18 protein-coding genes are annotated in these 15958 nt (G+C 69.5%); all 18 read left to right on the plus strand.

Annotated elements, in window-relative coordinates:
• Positions 1-96 precede the first annotated feature (96 nt).
• The 18 genes from FXF51_RS14465 (at position 97) to FXF51_RS14550 (ending at position 15957) form a co-directional block, all read left to right on the plus strand.
• Positions 97-1359 carry a sensor histidine kinase gene (locus tag FXF51_RS14465; RefSeq protein WP_222871279.1) on the plus strand — a complete coding sequence of 421 codons (1263 nt, stop codon included), beginning with the start codon at positions 97-99 and terminating at the stop codon, positions 1357-1359.
• Positions 1360-1368: 9 nt separating this feature from the next.
• Positions 1369-2004: a response regulator gene (locus tag FXF51_RS14470; RefSeq protein ID WP_148434964.1), complete on the plus strand. Its 636-nt coding sequence runs from the start codon at positions 1369-1371 to the stop codon at positions 2002-2004.
• 127 nt (positions 2005-2131) lie between these two features.
• A complete protein-coding gene (gene rpmE, locus FXF51_RS14475; RefSeq protein WP_043616312.1) occupies positions 2132-2350 on the plus strand; it encodes a 50S ribosomal protein L31 in 219 nt (72 codons plus the stop codon).
• A 90-nt stretch (positions 2351-2440) separates the two neighbouring features.
• The gene (gene prfA / locus FXF51_RS14480) at positions 2441-3493 is read left to right on the plus strand and encodes a peptide chain release factor 1 (RefSeq protein ID WP_148434965.1); all 1053 of its coding nucleotides are present in this window, start codon (positions 2441-2443) and stop codon (positions 3491-3493) included.
• Positions 3490-4344: a peptide chain release factor N(5)-glutamine methyltransferase gene (prmC, locus tag FXF51_RS14485; protein ID WP_148434966.1), complete on the plus strand. Its 855-nt coding sequence runs from the start codon at positions 3490-3492 to the stop codon at positions 4342-4344. The genes prfA and prmC overlap by 4 nt, the downstream gene beginning before the upstream one ends.
• Positions 4345-4354: 10 nt before the next feature.
• The gene (locus FXF51_RS14490; protein ID WP_148434967.1) at positions 4355-5002 is read left to right on the plus strand and encodes an L-threonylcarbamoyladenylate synthase; all 648 of its coding nucleotides are present in this window, start codon (positions 4355-4357) and stop codon (positions 5000-5002) included.
• An 88-nt stretch (positions 5003-5090) separates the two neighbouring features.
• Positions 5091-6944 carry a hypothetical protein gene (locus FXF51_RS14495; protein WP_148434968.1) on the plus strand — a complete coding sequence of 618 codons (1854 nt, stop codon included), beginning with the start codon at positions 5091-5093 and terminating at the stop codon, positions 6942-6944.
• On the plus strand, positions 6944-7312 hold the full coding sequence (locus FXF51_RS14500) for a hypothetical protein (RefSeq protein ID WP_148434969.1): 369 nt from the start codon (positions 6944-6946) through the stop codon (positions 7310-7312). Before FXF51_RS14495 ends, FXF51_RS14500 begins: the two co-directional genes overlap by 1 nt.
• A gap of 58 nt (positions 7313-7370) precedes the next feature.
• Entirely contained in the window at positions 7371-8636 is a 1266-nt protein-coding gene (glyA, locus tag FXF51_RS14505; protein ID WP_148434970.1) for a serine hydroxymethyltransferase, read from the plus strand.
• Between the two features lie 57 nt (positions 8637-8693).
• A complete protein-coding gene (locus FXF51_RS14510; protein ID WP_187414374.1) occupies positions 8694-9986 on the plus strand; it encodes an MraY family glycosyltransferase in 1293 nt (430 codons plus the stop codon).
• Between the two features lie 130 nt (positions 9987-10116).
• Positions 10117-10539: a hypothetical protein gene (locus FXF51_RS14515; RefSeq protein ID WP_148434971.1), complete on the plus strand. Its 423-nt coding sequence runs from the start codon at positions 10117-10119 to the stop codon at positions 10537-10539.
• A 64-nt stretch (positions 10540-10603) separates the two neighbouring features.
• The gene (locus tag FXF51_RS14520; protein WP_262379516.1) at positions 10604-10819 is read left to right on the plus strand and encodes an AtpZ/AtpI family protein; all 216 of its coding nucleotides are present in this window, start codon (positions 10604-10606) and stop codon (positions 10817-10819) included.
• Between the two features lie 67 nt (positions 10820-10886).
• On the plus strand, positions 10887-11681 hold the full coding sequence (atpB, locus tag FXF51_RS14525; RefSeq protein WP_148434972.1) for a F0F1 ATP synthase subunit A: 795 nt from the start codon (positions 10887-10889) through the stop codon (positions 11679-11681).
• A 73-nt stretch (positions 11682-11754) separates the two neighbouring features.
• Complete coding sequence (gene atpE, locus FXF51_RS14530; protein WP_043616287.1) at positions 11755-11985, plus strand: ATP synthase F0 subunit C; 231 nt, start codon at positions 11755-11757, stop codon at positions 11983-11985.
• Positions 11986-12017: 32 nt separating this feature from the next.
• Positions 12018-12569 (plus strand): F0F1 ATP synthase subunit B, encoded by a 552-nt coding sequence (locus FXF51_RS14535; protein ID WP_148434973.1) that lies wholly within the window; start codon positions 12018-12020, stop codon positions 12567-12569.
• Positions 12569-13378, plus strand: a complete 810-nt coding sequence (locus tag FXF51_RS14540; RefSeq protein ID WP_148434974.1) for a F0F1 ATP synthase subunit delta — start codon at positions 12569-12571, stop codon at positions 13376-13378. The genes FXF51_RS14535 and FXF51_RS14540 overlap by 1 nt, the downstream gene beginning before the upstream one ends.
• A 23-nt stretch (positions 13379-13401) precedes the next feature.
• A complete protein-coding gene (atpA, locus tag FXF51_RS14545; RefSeq protein WP_148434975.1) occupies positions 13402-15051 on the plus strand; it encodes a F0F1 ATP synthase subunit alpha in 1650 nt (549 codons plus the stop codon).
• 3 nt (positions 15052-15054) lie between these two features.
• Entirely contained in the window at positions 15055-15957 is a 903-nt protein-coding gene (locus tag FXF51_RS14550) for a F0F1 ATP synthase subunit gamma (protein ID WP_148434976.1), read from the plus strand.
• Position 15958: the final 1 nt, after the last annotated feature.

Here is a 15958-nt window from a genome sequence, read left to right on the forward strand (position 1 = left end):
GGTGCGCGGCTGGACGCCGGGGGTGGAGCTAGCCCCACCCCTTGACTGCTGCTCGCCGTATTCCCGGCGACCCCGCCGCCGGGGGACGCTGTCGGCATGCGAACGGTGGCGTTGAAAGACCGCGTGCCGTGGGGGCCGTTGGGGCCGATCGGCTTGCTGGTGGATCCGATGACGTGGCGCGCGGCGCCGTACCTGCTGGTCAGCGGGGCGTTCGGGCTGATGTGGTACTTCGTGCTGGCCATCACCATCTCCGTCTCGCTCGCCCTGGCGGTGGTCTGGGTCGGCGTGCCGCTGGCCATCGCCACCATGCTGCTGTGGCGCGGCGGGGCCAGGCTGGAGCGGCGGGTGTTGCGGCTGGCGTTCGGGGTCGACATCGCCGACCCGTACCGGCCGCGCCCGAGGCGTGGGCTGGGCGCGCACGTGCGGTGGCTGCTGAAGGACCCGTCGACCTGGCGCGACCTGGGCTACCTGCTCATGCTGCTGCCGCTCGGCTTCGTCGAGGGCGTGCTGTCGTTCGTGTCGTGGATGGTCGCGGGCGGGCTGCTGCTGGCCCCCATGCTGTACGGGCTGCAGGAGGCGAGCGGCGGCTCCGGGTACTTCGTCGAGGGCTGGACGGAGGCGTGGTTCGCGGGCATCTGCGGCGTGCCGGCGCTGATGGGGTGCCTCTACCTGATCCGGGGGATGACCTGGCTGCACGGGACGCTGGCCACCGTCCTGCTCGGCGGGGGCGAGGAGGAACGGCTGCGGGCCAGCAGGGCCCGCGGGGTGGACGCGGCCGAGGCCGAGCGGCGCAGGATTGAGCGCGACCTGCACGACGGCGCGCAGCAGCGGCTGTTGTCGGTGGCGGTGGACCTGGGGCGGGCGCAGTCGAAGTTCGACAGCGACCCCGAGACGGTCAGGGAGCTCATCGCGCAGGCCCACGCCGGCACCAAGGCGGCCATCGCCGAGCTGCGGAACCTGGCCAGGGGCATCCACCCTGCCATCCTGAGCGACCGGGGGCTGGACGCGGCGCTGTCGGGGCTCGCGGCGCGGGCGCCGATCAGGGTGGACGTGTCGGTCGAGCTGGCGGACCGGCCGCCGGCCGCGGTCGAGAGCATCGCGTACTTCACCGTGGCCGAGTCGCTGGCCAACATGGCCAAGCACTCCGGAGCGACGGAGGCGTCGGTGACCGTGTTCAAGGACCGGCGCGGCGTGGTCGTGGACGTGTGGGACAACGGCATCGGCGGCGCGGCCGTCGTACCGGAAGGCGGCCTGTCGGGGCTGGCCGACCGGGCGGCGACCATCGACGGCGTGCTGGTCGTGCACAGCCCCATGGGCGGGCCCACGTTCATCCGTGCGGAGCTGCCGTGCGAGTGGTAGTCACGACTCATGCGTGTCGTCATCGCGGAGGACTCCGTACTGCTGCGTGAGGGGCTGGCGCGGCTGCTGGCAGACGGCGGCGTCGAGACCGTGGCGGCCGTCTCCGACGGCGCCGCCCTGGAGGCGGCGGTGCTGGAGCACGAGCCCGACCTGGCCATCGTCGACGTGCGGATGCCGCCCACGCACACCGACGAGGGCCTGCGCGCCGCCCTGCGGGTGCGCGCGGCCAGGCCCGACTTCCCGATCCTGGTGCTGTCGCAGTACGTCGAGGAGCGCTACGCGGGCGACCTCATCGGCAGGGCCGTCGGCTACCTGCTGAAGGAGCGGGTGGCGGACGTGACGGAGTTCCTCGCCGCGGTGCGGCAGGTGGCGGCGGGCGGCACGGTCATCGACCCGGAGGTGGTCGTGCAGTTGCTCAGCCGCCAGCGCCGTGGCGCCCCGCTGGACTCGCTGTCGCCGCGCGAGCGCGAGGTGCTGGCCCTGATGGCGGAGGGCCGCTCCAACACCGCCATCGCGGCCCGCCTGGTCGTCACGGAAGGCGCCGTGGAGAAGCACATCTCCGGCATCTTCGCCAAGCTGGCGCTGGGTCCGGCGCCTGAGGACCATCGGCGGGTGCTGGCCGTCCTGACGTACCTCGGGCGCTGATCGACGGGAATGACCGATGGCCTGGGATGGTTACACGATCTGGCACACTGGTAGCTGACCATTTTCGCGGTTCCGGTTCACGCCATGCGTGAAGGCGACCCGGCGGCCGCGCCCCGAAAGGACAGCGATGAAGCGCGACATCCACCCTGACTACCACGTGACGCAGGTCTCCTGCTCCTGCGGTAACACGTTCACCACCCGTAGCACCGCCAAGAACGGCGTCATCCACGCCGACGTGTGCTCGGCCTGCCACCCGTTCTACACGGGCAAGCAGAAGATCCTCGACACCGGCGGCCGGGTGGCCCGCTTCGAGAAGCGCTTCGGCAAGAAGGCCACGGGCAAGTAGCTTCACCCACGCCGGCTCGGACGCACCCTGTGCGGCCGGGTCGGCGTTGTTGGTGAAACGGCCACACTTCACGAAAACAAGGGACCCACGGTGAATCTCGACGAGTTGCTCAAGGAGTATTCCGAGCTGGAGCTGCAGCTCGCCGACCCCGCCGTGCACGCAGACCAGAACAAGGCCCGCACGCTCGGTCGTCGCTACTCGCAGCTCACCCCGATCGTCGGCACCTACCGCGAGCTCGACTCCGTCCGCGAGGACCTGACGGCCGCCAAGGAGCTGGCCGGCGAGGACGAGGGGTTCGCCGCCGAGGCCGCCGAGCTGGAGGAGCGCATCCCGCAGCTCGAGGAGAAGCTCAGGCACCTGCTCATCCCGCGCGATCCCAACGATGACAAGGACATCATCATGGAGATCAAGGCGGGCGAGGGCGGCGAGGAGTCCGCGCTGTTCGCGGGCGACCTGCTGCGGATGTATCTGCGCTACGCCGAGCGGCTCGGCTGGAAGACCGAGGTCATCGACAGCCAGCCCTCCGACCTGGGCGGATACAAGGACGTCACGGTCGGCATCCGGGCCAAGGGCGACGAGGGTGTCTGGTCGAGGCTCAAGTACGAGGGCGGCGTGCACCGCGTGCAGCGGGTGCCCGTCACCGAGTCGCAGGGCCGCATCCACACCAGCGCCGCAGGCGTGCTCGTCTACCCGGAGGCGGAGGAGGTCGACGTCCAGATCGACCCCAACGACCTGCGCATCGACGTCTACCGCTCCAGCGGCCCCGGCGGCCAGAGCGTCAACACCACCGACTCCGCGGTCCGCATCACCCACTTGCCCACCGGCGTCGTCGTCTCGTGCCAGAACGAGAAGAGCCAGCTCCAGAACAAGGAGTCGGCGCTGCGCATCCTCCGGGCCAGGCTGCTGGCCATCGCCCAGGAGGAGGCCGAGGCCGCCGCGCAGGCCGAGCGCAAGTCGCAGGTACGCACCGTCGACCGCTCCGAGCGCGTCCGCACCTACAACTTTCCGGAAAACCGCATCTCCGACCACCGCGTCGGCTTCAAGGCGTATAACCTCGACCAGGTTCTCGACGGCGAGCTGACCGCCGTCACCCAAGCCCTCATCGACGCCGAGACGGCGGAGAAGCTCGCACAACACTCATGACATTTCTGCTGGACGAGATCGCGCTCGCCACCGCCCGGCTCGCCGAGGCAGGCGTTCCTTCGCCGCGCACCGACGCGGAGGAGATCGCGGCGTTCGTCCACGGCGTGCGCAGGAGCGAGCTCCACACGGTCAAGGACTCCGAGTTCGACGCGCTGTTCTGGGAGGGCGTCGCCCGGCGCGAGGCCCGCGAGCCGCTGCAGCACATCACCGGGCACGCCTACTTCCGCTACCTGGAGCTGGCCGTCGGGCCCGGCGTGTTCGTGCCGCGGCCGGAGACCGAGGTGGTGGCCGGCTGGGCCATCGAGACCCTGCGCGAGATGGACGTCAACGCGCCCCTCGTCGTCGACCTCGGCACCGGCTCAGGCGCGATCGCGCTGTCCATCGCCCAGGAGGTGGCGCTGGCCGAGGTGCACGCCGTGGAGGTCGACCCCGCCGCGTACACGTGGGCCAAACGCAACATCTCCGAGCACGGCCAGGGCCGCACCCACCTGCACCCGGAAGACCTCGCCGAGGCGTTGCCCGAGCTCAACGGCAAGGTCGACCTGGTCATCTCCAACCCGCCGTACATCCCGCCCGGCGCGATCCCGCGCGACCCCGAGGTGCGCGACTACGACCCCTCCAGGGCGCTGTACGGCTCGGGCGACGACGGGCTCGGCGAGGTGCGCGCGGTGGAACGCACCGCCCGCCGCCTGCTGCGCCCCGGCGGCTGGGTGGCCGTCGAACACGCCGACGAGCAGGGCAGGGCCGTGTACCTGACCTTCCCCGAGGACAACGGCTGGCGCGACGTGCGCCTGCGCCAGGACCTCACCAGAAGAGACCGCTTCGTCACGGCCCGGCTGGGCCAGGACTAGGATGCACGCCGTGGGACGACGTTTTGACTGCTCCGACCCCGACCAGCGGGCCATCGCGCTGATGGAGGCCGCCGCGGCGGTGCGCCGCGGGGACCTCGTGGTGCTGCCGACCGACACGGTTTACGGCATCGGCGCCGACGCCTTCACCCCTGCGGCCGTCCAGTCGCTGCTCGACGCCAAGGGCCGCGGCCGCGACATGCCGCCGCCGGTGCTCGTGGGCACCGTCAGAGCCGCCACAGCGCTCGTGGACGACCTGGGGCCGTACGGGCAGGACTTGATAGACGCATTCTGGCCCGGGCCGCTCACGCTCGTCTGCAAGGCCAACAGGGCCCTTTCCTGGGACCTGGGGGAGACCAAGGGCACGGTGGCCGTCCGCATGCCGCTGCACCCGGTCGCGCTCGACCTGCTCAAGGAGACCGGCCCGATGGCCGTCTCCAGCGCCAACCGCTCGGGCGCGCCCGCCGCGACCACCGCGGAGGAGGCCGAGGAGCAGCTCGGCGACTCCGTCGAGGTCTACCTCGACGGCGGCAAGACCACCGACCACACGCCCTCCACCATCCTCGACCTCACCACCGCCGTGCCCCGCATGCTGCGGCGCGGGGCCATCCCGGTGGAGAAGCTGCGCGGCATCATCGGGTACGTCGCCACCGACGACTGACGTATACCGGCTGCTTATTCCGGCTGCCATCGCTGTCGGGCCGTGATTACGGTGAGGCCCGGAGCGGTGAGACGTCCGGGAGTGGCCGATGGGCAAGTACGACGGCATGGATCCCCAGTTGGTCCGTGACCTGCTGACCGAGGTGAAACACGCGGCCGAGGAGATGCGCAGGGTCGAGGACCGGGTCCGGGCCACCATGGCGCGTGTCGAGGTGCCCGTCGCGGCCACCCATCGGCCCGCGCAGGTGGCGGATGCCGTGGGGGAGATGGTCAGGGACGTCGATGGGCGGCTCGCCGTGCTGGAGAAACGGGTCGAGGGGGATGGGCCCAAGGACGTTCGGGGGGACGGGGATCGGTACGGGAATCCGCGTACCGGTGAGGATGACGGGGACCAGAAGACCGGCTCCGAGGGGAAGAAGACCGATTCCGACGGAGTGACGGGCTCGGACGGGAAAACCGGGTCCGACGGGAAGACAGGTTCCGAGGGCAAGACGGGGTCCGAGGGCAAGACGGGCTCCGAGGGCAAGACGGGGTCCGAGGGCGAGACCGGGACCGACTCCGACGGGAAGACCTGCGACGACACAGCGGGCAAGGGGACGGGATCCGAGGGAACGACCGGGGATCGGCCCGCGGAGACGCCCAAGGACCCCGCGGAGACGCCCAAGGACGACGATCTGGGCAGCAGGCGCGATCAGGGGACCGAGACGGATCGCGGCGTGACGGAGCCGCCGTCCAAGGACACCGACACCCCCGCCGAGGACGATGCTCCTGCCAAGGACACCGACACCCCCGCCGAGGACACGGATGCGCCGACCAAGGACACCGGCACCTCCGCTGCGAACGGCCAGAACGCCGCACAGCCCCGTGTCGTGGTGGTCGACGGCGTCAAGGTCCTGCAAGTGCCGCTCGACGCACCCCAGGCGGCCGTGATAGAGGACATGCTCAAGAACCCGGACCAGGTCCGACCGGCCGACATGCCGAAGCTCCCCGCCGACGGCGGCGACGTGGTCTCCGCCGAGGCGAACCCGCCCGGCCTGGACGCCCTCCAGACCGTCATCGAGGACCACAGGCAGATCGCGCCGCAGGACATGCCGGGTGTGCAGGTGCCGGAGGGCGAGTACGGCAAGGGCGAATGGGCCGAGCGTGACATCCGCCCGGACGGGCCCGCCGGGTCAATCGACGCGGGCGACGCGAGCACGGGCGCGCCGCTGACGCCTCCGGGGGCGGACACGTCGAGTGTGGCCGGGGGCGGCGTGGCGGAGGTCAGCACCACACCGGGCGACGACGCTTGCGGCTCGGGCCAGGACACCACCCCCGACCAGCCGAAAGACGACGCGCCAACGGACGACCAGCCCGCCGGTGACGGACGTACGGACGACCAGCCCGCCGGTGACGGACGTACGGACGACCAGCCCGCCGGTGACGGGCGTACGGGCGACCAGCCCGCGGGTGACGGGCGTACAGGCGACCAGCCCGCGGGAGACCGGCCTGAGCAGGGCACAGGCCGCCCAGGCGAGCCGGTCGCCATCCCACCCACCAACCCCGCCGACACCCCGGGCACAGCCCCGGAGACGGGCCAGGGCGGCGGGCAGACCCCTGCGCCGGGCAACAACGTGGCGGAGACGGGCTACGGAACGGCGCCCGGATCGCAGGTGAACGGCGGCACGGACCCCGCGTACGAGATCCTGATCGCCTACGACGTGGACCAGGTCCAAGACCCGGCGGCGGACGACGGCGACGTGGTCACCTCCGACACCACCCCACCCACCCTGGACGCCCTCAGAACCGTGATCGACCACCACCGCGACATCCAGCCCCAGGACATGCCCTCCGTCCAGATCCCCGCAGGCGAGTACGGCAAGGGCGAATGGGCCCCCGAGGACGTGGGCCCTGACGGCCCGCCCGGGGCGATCGACCCGGGCCGCCCGGAGAGGAGCCAGTGATGTACGCCGACCCACCGGCCCCCCGCCCCAAGGGCGCGAACGAGTCCCCGCCCGCCTCGCCCGGCGGCGCCGACGGCCTGCAGCACCCGTGGAAGTGGAACCCCGACTACCAGAAGCTGATCGACGCCTGGGAGGAGCTGCTGCCGCGTCTGGACACGCTGACGACCACGCTGGACAAGGCGTATTCGCGGGCCAGGAGCCCGCAGACGTGGGACGCGGCGGTGGGGGAGCGCTACGTGGAGGACATCCGTGAGTGGCGACGCCGGCTGGCGCTGTACCGGCTCTCGGTCCTGACGGCGCTCAGCGACAAGGCGGAGCGGATGCCGCGGTGGGTGCGGACCACGGACGTGCCCCAGCCGTTCTGGTGAAATTTCGGGTCAGCCCCGACATATGGGCAAATCGGACATCGGGCCGTATGGTGGAACGATGGGTGCGGAACCCTACTACGGTCCTGACTTCGGGATGCTGGAGAGCCGGGATCCCGAGATCGCGCAGATCCTGATCGACGAGCTCGACCGGGTCCGCGGCGGCATCCAGCTCATCGCGAGCGAGAACTTCACCTCGCCCGCCGTTCTGGCCGCACTCGGCTCCACCCTCACCAACAAGTACGCCGAGGGCTACCCGGGCAAGCGTTACTACGGCGGCTGCGAGGTCGTGGACCGGGCGGAGCGACTGGCGGTGGAGCGGGCGTGCGGCCTGTTCGGGGCGGAGCACGCCAACGTCCAGCCCCATTCGGGCGCGTCGGCGAACCTGGCCGCCTACGCCGCGCTGCTGCAGCCCGGCGACACCATGCTGGCGATGGCGCTGCCGCACGGCGGCCATCTCACGCACGGCTCCAAGGTGAACTTCTCGGGAAGATGGTTCGACGTCGTCTCGTACGGCGTGCGTCGCGACACCGAACTCATCGACTACGACGAGGTGCGCGACCTGGCGCTGCGGCACCAGCCGAAGCTCATCGTGTGCGGCGCGACGGCGTACCCGAGGCTGATCGACTACACGGCGTTCCGCGGGATCGCGGACGAGGTGGGGGCGTGGTTGCTGGCGGACGCGGCGCATCCGATCGGGCTGATGGCGGGCGGGGCGATCCCGTCGGCGGTGCCGTACGCGGACGTGGTGACGTTCACCACCCACAAGGCGCTGCGCGGCCCGCGCGGCGGCGCCATCCTGTGCACGCGGGAGCTGGCCGGGAAGATCGACCGGGCGGTGTTCCCGTTCGTGCAGGGCGGGCCGCTGATGCACGTGGTGGCGGCCAAGGCCGTGGCGTTCCGCGAGGCGGCGAGCCCTGACTTCGCCGACTACGCCAGGCGGGTGATCGCGAACGCGCAGGCGCTGGCCGAGGCGCTGGCGGTGGAGGGGATGCGGGCGGTCTCGGGCGGGACGGACACGCATCTGGCGCTGATCGACCTGCGCGGGGCGGGCGTGACGGGCGCGGAGGCGGAGCGCAGGTGCGCGGAGGCGGGGATCACGCTGAACCGCAACGCCGTCCCCTACGATCCGGAGCCGCCGGCGATCACTTCGGGCATCCGCGTGGGCACGCCGTGCGTGACCACTCAGGGGATGGGGCCCCAGGAAGTCAAGGAGATCGGCGTGCTGGTGACCCGGGCGGTGCGGCATCCTGGCAGCGCTGCGGAGATCAGGGAAAGAGTTGCGGCGCTTCTGGCCATCCATCGTCCATATCTCAGCGAATATTAAGCGGTTCTGTGTCGATTTCCGGTCACAGCTGGCCGGAGCATCCGGGAAACTAGGTTCGTGCGCGAATACCTGTTCATGGCGCTCATCTCGGCGGCGGTCACGTATCTGCTGGTGCCGCTGGTGCGCCGCTTCGCCATCCGCATCGGCGCCATGCCCGAGGTTCGCGAGCGCGACGTGCACACCACGCCGACGCCCAGGCTGGGCGGCTTGGCGATGTACGGCGGCCTGGTCGTCGGGTTGCTGACGGCGAGCCAGCTCACCCACACCGGCGAGGCTCTGGCCAGGTACGACGCCGACGTCGTCACGGCGCTGATCGTGGCGGGCGGGCTCATCACGGTGACCGGGTTCCTCGACGACTGGTGGGGCATGGACGCCTTCATCAAGCTCGGCGGGCAGATCGCGGCGGCGGGTGTGCTGGTCTTCTTCAACATGCGGCTGCTCTACATCCCGCTGCCCAAGGACTGGGGCGGCTCCACCAGCCTCGACTACACGCTCAGCACGATCATCACGATCCTCGTCGTGGTCGTGACGATCAACGCGGTCAACTTCGTCGACGGCCTCGACGGGCTCGCGGCGGGCATCGTCTGCATCGCCGCCATGGCCACCTGGGCCTACTCCATCTTCCTCGCGCAGAGCATGAGCGCCGGCAACATCACCACGACGGCCGCCATCGCGGCCGTGCTCATCGGCACCTGCCTGGGCTTCCTGCCGCACAACTTCCACCCGGCCAAGATCTTCATGGGCGACACCGGGGCCATGCTGATCGGCCTCGTGCTCGCCTCCTCGATCGTGACGGTGACGCCGCTCGACCCCGCCGCGATCGAGAGCGTGAACAAGGTCGGTGTGCTGCTGCCGCTGATGCTGCCCGCCGCGGTGCTGGTCCTGCCGCTCATCGACCTCATCACCGCGGTGGTCCGCCGCACCTCGCAGGGCCTGTCGCCGTTCGCGCCCGACCGCGGCCACCTGCACCACCGGCTGCTCGACATCGGCCACTCGATGCGGCGCTCGGTGCTGATCATGTACGCGTGGGCGTTCCTGTTCGCCTTCGGCGTGGTGCTGCTGGCGCGCGTGGGTGTGCCGGTGCTGTGGTTCGTGCCGTTCATCGTCCTGGCGCTGGGCGTGCTGGTGCTCATGGCCGCCCCGCGCTGGCGCGGCAGAGGCGGTGCGCACTCCGCGCCGCGGGGCAAGCACCCGGAGGACGATGACGGCCCGCCCACGGGCCCGATGCCGCCGATCCTGCCGGATACGCAGGTCAGAAGACCGCAGATGCCTCCGTCGGACGGTTCGTCGCGAGAGCGCGCGACCGCGGAGGGAAATCCGGTCATTCCAGTCTTTCCGAGCCGTTCTTGATCGCGAACTAGAAACGGCAGGTAAAAGCGGTCTTCCGTGAGCTTGTGATATCTTTCACGAGCAGGGACTCCAGACTGACCGGTTCTGGAGGTAGCAAACGCTCGCTTGATAACTTGCTGATGGAGCACCGATGCAGGCCAATGACGTGCGCGTACTCAAGAGCGCCGCGATTCCGACCGCACTGGTTGGGGTGGTCGCCGTCGTCGTGGCGCTGCTTCTGGCAGGAGGCAAGGGAGCGCTCGGCGCGGCCCTCGGAACCTTGCTCGTCGGGGTTTTCTTCAGCATCAGCGTGGTAGCGGTGTCCTATGCCGCCCGCGTCTCCCCGCAACTGATGGCGATCGCGGCGATGGGCAGCTACCTCGTCAAGGTCGTCGTCATCATGATCGTGCTCTCGTCCTTCAGCGACACCACGCTCTGGAACACCCGGGCGTTCGCCTGGGCCGTGGTGGTGTGCACGCTGGTATGGACGGGTTTCGAAGTGCGTGCCTTCGTCAAGACCAAGATGCTCTACGTCGACCCCGACGCCAAGGTTCCCGGCAAGGGCGACTCATGAGGCAGGCACTTGACGGGGCCCGATATGACTAGTCCTCCACTCGCCTGCTATCGTCGGGGCCGCGATGAGCGCACAGGAACGCCGACCGGAAGAAGACGGTCGCGACTTCGCCGACGCCATGTGGTCGATCCCCAGCTATCTGCTCGCCGGGATGGCCATCTATGGCGGAATCGGGTGGTTGCTGGACCGGTGGCTGGACATGTCCGCGTTCTTCCCCATAGGCATCGTCCTTGGGCTGGTGCTCGCTGGCTACCTGGCCTACCGGAAGTTCTCTCGCTGACTCGCGGAGACTCCGCCAAGGGAAACCCTTGTGATCCACACTACGACGTTGATGAAGGGAACGCCGCGTGAGTGCGCTGACGGCCCCAGCTCCCGCCCCACAGTTCCAGGCGCCGACGCCTGAAGAACTGTTCAACCTGCCACCGATCATCCCCGGGGTCGAATGGTTCACCAAGCCGGTCCTGCTGGCGCTGCTCGCCGCCGTTCTGGTGATCGGCGTCACGTGGGCGGCCTTCGGTAACCCGAAGATCGTGCCGCGGGGCATGCAGAACGTCGTCGAGTACGGCTACATGTTCGTCCGCGACCAGGTCGCCCGCCCCTTCCTGGGCAAGGACGCCGACCGGTGGATGGGCCTGCTGGTCTCGCTGTTCTTCCTGGTGCTGGTCTGGAACCTGATGGGCGTCGTCCCGCTGCTCCAGTTCCCGGTGGCCTCCCACATCGCCTTCCCGGCGGTGCTGGCGATCTCGATCTACGTGCTCAAGGTCTACCTGGGCGTCAAGCACCAGGGCGGGGTCGGCTACTTCAAGAACATGATGTTCCCCCCGGGGTTGCCGAAGGGCATCTACGTTCTGCTGGCGCCGATCGAGTTCCTCTCCAACATGATCATCGCCCCGTTCACGCACGCGGTCCGACTGTTCGCGAACATGTTCGCCGGCCACATGCTGCTCGCCTTCTTCAGCATGGTGGGCTTCTGGTTCCTGTTCGAGCAGCTGACCCCGCTGGGGGCCCCCGTCGGCATCATCGGCGTGGTGATGACCATCATCTTCACCGCGTTCGAGATGTTCATCCAGTTCCTGCAGGCGTTCCTGTTCGCGATGCTGGCATCGATGTACATCGGTGGCGCGCTGCACCCGGATCACTGAGAACCACCTACCGGAATATCCATGACCGGTGGACAACCCGCTTCACCGGCCGTCCAGTAAAGGAAATACAGCAATGAGCGTTCTCGCTGAGGTCTCCGGCAACGTCACCGCCATCGGTTACGGTCTCGCCGCCATCGGCCCCGGCATCGGCGTCGGCATCATCTTCGGTCAGGGCGTGCAGGCCATCGCGCGTCAGCCCGAGGCTTACGGCCTGATCCGCCAGAACATGCTCCTCGGCTTCGTGCTCACCGAGGCCCTCGCCCTGCTCGGTCTGGTCGCGCCCTTCATCTTCGCGGGCATCTAAGACCAGAAGACATCTGACGAAAGGCTGCATCCATGATCAAGGCAGCTACGCTCCTCGCGGCGGAGGAGGGTGCTAACCCGCTCATTCCGCACACCTACGAGCTTGTCGTCGGTATCTTCTCGTTCGCCGTCGTCGTCTTCGTCGTCGGCCGGATGCTCGTACCGCGCATCCAGAAGACGCTCGCTGAGCGGACCGACGCGATCGAGGGCGGCATCAAGAGGGCGGAGGAGGCGCAGGCGGAGGCTCAGGCCCTGCAGAAGCGCTACTCCGAGCAGCTCGAAGAGGCCCGTCGCGACGCCGCCAGGCTGCGCGAGGAGGCCCGCGAGCAGGCCGCGCAGATCAAGGCCGAGCTTCGTGAGGAGGCGCAGGCCGAGGCCCGCCGCCTCGTCGAGGCCGCGCACGCGCAGATCGAGGCCGACCGTCAGGCGGCTTTCGCTCAGCTCCGTACGGAGATCGGCCGCCTGTCGACCGATCTGGCCGGCCGCATCGTCGGCGAGTCCCTGGAGGACGAGGTCCGCCAGAGCCGCATCGTCGACAGGTTCCTCGACGAGCTGGAGAGCTCCAACGCGCAGGCGGTGCGCTGATGCGCGGTTTGAGCAGGACCTCGCTGGCCGAGGTCGAAGAGCGCTTCAACGCGGTCGCCGGTAGTGCCGACCTCGGTGCGCTCTCCGACGAGCTGTTCGCGGTCGCGGATCTGCTCGACCGTGAGCACGGTCTGCGTCGCGCCCTGTCCGACCCGGCCAGGGTGGCCGAGCAGAAGGCGGGCGTCCTGCGCTCGCTGCTCGACGGCAAGGTGGGCGCCGCGGCCCTGGCCACCGCCGAGGCGGCGGTCTCGGCCAGGTGGTCGCGCGCCGGCGACCTGGCCGACGTGCTCGAACGGCTCGGTGTCGTCGCCGCTGCGGCGGAGGCGGAGAGCCAGAGCCGGCTCGACGACGTGGAGGACGAGCTCTTCCGCTTCGGCCGCATCGTCGCCGCCAACCCCGGCCTGCGCCGGGCGCTCGCCGACGCGTCCGCTCCCGAGGAGGGCAAGCGCGAGCTGCTGCGCAGCCTGATCGGGGACAAGGTCGCCCCGTCCAGCCTGCGTCTCATCACGCAGCTGGTGGTGCACCCGCGTGGGCGTAGCTTGGAAACAGGCCTGGAAGAGGTCGGTCATCTCGTGGCCCAGCAGCGCCGGCGCCTCGTGGCGGTGGTGCGCAGCGCGGTCGAGCTGACCGAGGCGCAGAAGGAGCGCCTGGCGGCGTGGCTGCGCACCTCCTATGGCCGTGACGTGCACCTGAATGTCGAGGTGGACAAGCGAGTGCTCGGTGGGTTCTCGGTCCGCATCGGCGACGAGATCATCGACACCACAATCGTGGGACGAATCGAAGAAGTCCGCCGCCGGTTGGCCGGCTAGGCGAAGAGGGAGACAGAGTAGAGATGGCGGAGCTTACGATCCGGCCGGACGAGATCCGGGACGCGCTTGAGCGCTTCGTCCAGGCGTACGAACCGGAAGGCGCCGCGCGCGAGGAGATCGGGACCGTCGTCGACGCCGGCGACGGCATCGCCCATGTCTCCGGCCTTCCCTCGGCGATGGCGAACGAGCTGCTCGAGTTCGAGAACGGTACGCGCGGCCTGGCACTGAACCTCGACACCCGCGAGATCGGTGTCGTCATCCTGGGCGAGTTCAGCGGCATCGAGGAGGGCCAGACGGTCCGCCGGACGGGCGAGGTCCTGTCCGTGCCCGTCGGCGACAACTTCCTCGGCCGCGTGGTCGACCCCCTGGGCAACCCGCTTGACGGCAAGGGCGCCATCGAGGCCGAGGGCGTGCGCGCCCTCGAGCTGCAGGCCCCCACGGTCGTCCAGCGCCAGCCCGTGAAGGAGTCGCTGGCCACGGGCATCAAGGCGATCGACGCCATGACGGCGATCGGCCGCGGCCAGCGCCAGCTCATCATCGGCGACCGCGGCACCGGCAAGACCGCGATCGCCGTCGACACCATCCTCAACCAGCGCGAGAACTGGGCCTCTGGTGACCCCGCCAAGCAGGTGCGCTGCGTCTACGTCGCGGTCGGCCAGAAGGGCTCGACCGTCGCGCAGGTGCGTGCTCGCCTGGAGGAGGCCGGCGCGATGGAGTACACCACCATCGTCGCCGCTCCCGCCTCCGAGGCCGCTGGTTTCAAGTACATCGCCCCGTACGCCGGCTCGGCGATCGGTCAGCACTGGATGTACCAGGGCAAGCACGTCCTGATCGTCTTCGACGACCTGACCAAGCAGGCGGACGCCTACCGCGCCGTCTCGCTGCTGCTGCGCCGTCCGCCGGGCCGTGAGGCGTTCCCCGGTGACGTCTTCTACCTCCACTCCCGTCTGCTGGAGCGCTGCGCCAAGCTCTCCGACGACCTGGGCGGCGGCTCGATGACGGGTCTGCCGGTCATCGAGACCAAGGGCAACGACGTCTCGGCGTTCATCCCGACCAACGTCATCTCCATCACCGACGGGCAGGTCTTCCTCGAGACCGACCTGTTCAACGCCGGTGTGCGCCCGGCCATCAACGTCGGTGTTTCGGTCTCCCGAGTCGGTGGCTCCGCTCAGGCCAAGGCCATGCGGAAGGTCGCGGGCACGCTGCGTCTGTCGCTGTCGCAGTACCGTGACCTCGAGGCGTTCGCCGCCTTCGCCTCCGACCTCGACGCCGCCTCCAAGGCCCAGCTCGAGCGCGGTCAGCGACTGGTCGAGCTGCTCAAGCAGGCCCAGTACAGCCCGTTCTCGCTGGAGCGCGAGGTCGCCTCGATCTGGGCGGGCACGACGGGCGAGCTCGACGAGGTGCCGATCGAGGACGTGCGCCGCTTCGAGGGCGAGTTCCTCGACTACATCCAGTCGTCGCACAAGGGCATCTTCGACACCATCCGGGAGACCCGCGAGCTGTCCGACGACACGGTGACCGCTCTGAAGGACGCCATCACGGAGTTCAAGAAGGGCTTCACCACCTCCTCGGGTGAGCTGCTGGTCAAGGACGAGCCGGTGGCGCCGCTGGGGGCTGACGAGGTCGGCCAGGAGAAGATCAAGAAGGTCGTCCGTCCGGCGGCGGAGAAGTAGGACATGGGTGCCCAGCTAAGGCTGCTGCGGCGGCGGATCAGCTCGGTCAAGTCGACCGCGAAGATCACGCGCGCCCAGGAGCTCATCGCCTCCTCACGGATCGTGAAGGCGCAGCAGCGGATGCAGGAGGCGCTGCCGTACGAGCGCGAGATCACTCGCGCCGTCACGGGCGTCGTCAGCAACGCTGCCAGCGTCGACCATCCGCTGACCGTGGCGAAGGAGAACCCCGCCAAGGCGGGCGTCCTCGTCGTCACCAGCGACAGCGGCTTCTGCGGTGGCTTCAACGCCAACGTGCTGCGCGAGGCCGAGGCCCTGCGCGGGCTGCTGGAGAGCCGCGGGCTGACCGTGGTGCCGTTCGTCACCGGGCGCAAGGGTGTCACCTGGCACACCTTCCGCAACCGGGAGATGGGCGGCAGCTGGGTCGGGTTCTCGCGGAAGCCGGCCTACGCCGACGCCAAGGAGATCGCGAACACGCTGATCGACTCGTTCAAGGACGAGAACGGGATCGACGAGATCCACATCGTCTCGACCGAGTTCGTCTCGATGCTCACGCAGAACGTCGTGGTCAAGCGGGTCCTGCCGCTGGAGGTCGAGGAGACCGAGGCGACGGACTCGACGGTGATCCCGCCGTACTTCGAGTTCGAGCCGACCGCCGGCGACGTGCTGGAGTCGCTGCTGCCGCGGTACGTGGAGTCGCGCATCTTCACCGCGCTGCTCCAGTCGGCGGCCTCCGAGGAGGCCGCGCGGCGGCGCGCGATGAAGTCCGCGACCGACAACGCCAACGAGCTGATGCGGATGCTCACCCAGCAGATGAACCAGGCTCGCCAGGCCGAGATCACCCAGGAAATCAGCGAGATCGTCGGTGGCGCCAACGCGCTCGCTGACGCCGCAGCGGGGAAAGAGTGAA

Source organism: Nonomuraea sp. PA05 (assembly GCF_008086045.1).
GTDB classification, from domain to species: domain Bacteria; phylum Actinomycetota; class Actinomycetes; order Streptosporangiales; family Streptosporangiaceae; genus Nonomuraea; species Nonomuraea monospora.

What these genes read in the sequence shown, in the direction of transcription:
- prmC (WP_148434966.1), top strand. Translation starts at nt 3,490, where the DNA reads ATGACATTTCTGCTGGACGAGATCGCGCTCGCCACCGCCCGGCTCGCC.
- atpA (WP_148434975.1), top strand. Translation starts at nt 13,402, where the DNA reads ATGGCGGAGCTTACGATCCGGCCGGACGAGATCCGGGACGCGCTTGAG.
- glyA (WP_148434970.1), top strand. Translation starts at nt 7,371, where the DNA reads ATGGGTGCGGAACCCTACTACGGTCCTGACTTCGGGATGCTGGAGAGC.
- rpmE (WP_043616312.1), top strand. Translation starts at nt 2,132, where the DNA reads ATGAAGCGCGACATCCACCCTGACTACCACGTGACGCAGGTCTCCTGC.
- FXF51_RS14495 (WP_148434968.1), top strand. Translation starts at nt 5,091, where the DNA reads ATGGGCAAGTACGACGGCATGGATCCCCAGTTGGTCCGTGACCTGCTG.
- FXF51_RS14515 (WP_148434971.1), top strand. Translation starts at nt 10,117, where the DNA reads ATGCAGGCCAATGACGTGCGCGTACTCAAGAGCGCCGCGATTCCGACC.
- FXF51_RS14535 (WP_148434973.1), top strand. Translation starts at nt 12,018, where the DNA reads ATGATCAAGGCAGCTACGCTCCTCGCGGCGGAGGAGGGTGCTAACCCG.
- FXF51_RS14540 (WP_148434974.1), top strand. Translation starts at nt 12,569, where the DNA reads ATGCGCGGTTTGAGCAGGACCTCGCTGGCCGAGGTCGAAGAGCGCTTC.
- atpE (WP_043616287.1), top strand. Translation starts at nt 11,755, where the DNA reads ATGAGCGTTCTCGCTGAGGTCTCCGGCAACGTCACCGCCATCGGTTAC.
- FXF51_RS14465 (WP_222871279.1), top strand. Translation starts at nt 97, where the DNA reads ATGCGAACGGTGGCGTTGAAAGACCGCGTGCCGTGGGGGCCGTTGGGG.
- FXF51_RS14470 (WP_148434964.1), top strand. Translation starts at nt 1,369, where the DNA reads ATGCGTGTCGTCATCGCGGAGGACTCCGTACTGCTGCGTGAGGGGCTG.
- FXF51_RS14520 (WP_262379516.1), top strand. Translation starts at nt 10,604, where the DNA reads ATGAGCGCACAGGAACGCCGACCGGAAGAAGACGGTCGCGACTTCGCC.
- FXF51_RS14500 (WP_148434969.1), top strand. Translation starts at nt 6,944, where the DNA reads ATGTACGCCGACCCACCGGCCCCCCGCCCCAAGGGCGCGAACGAGTCC.
- FXF51_RS14550 (WP_148434976.1), top strand. Translation starts at nt 15,055, where the DNA reads ATGGGTGCCCAGCTAAGGCTGCTGCGGCGGCGGATCAGCTCGGTCAAG.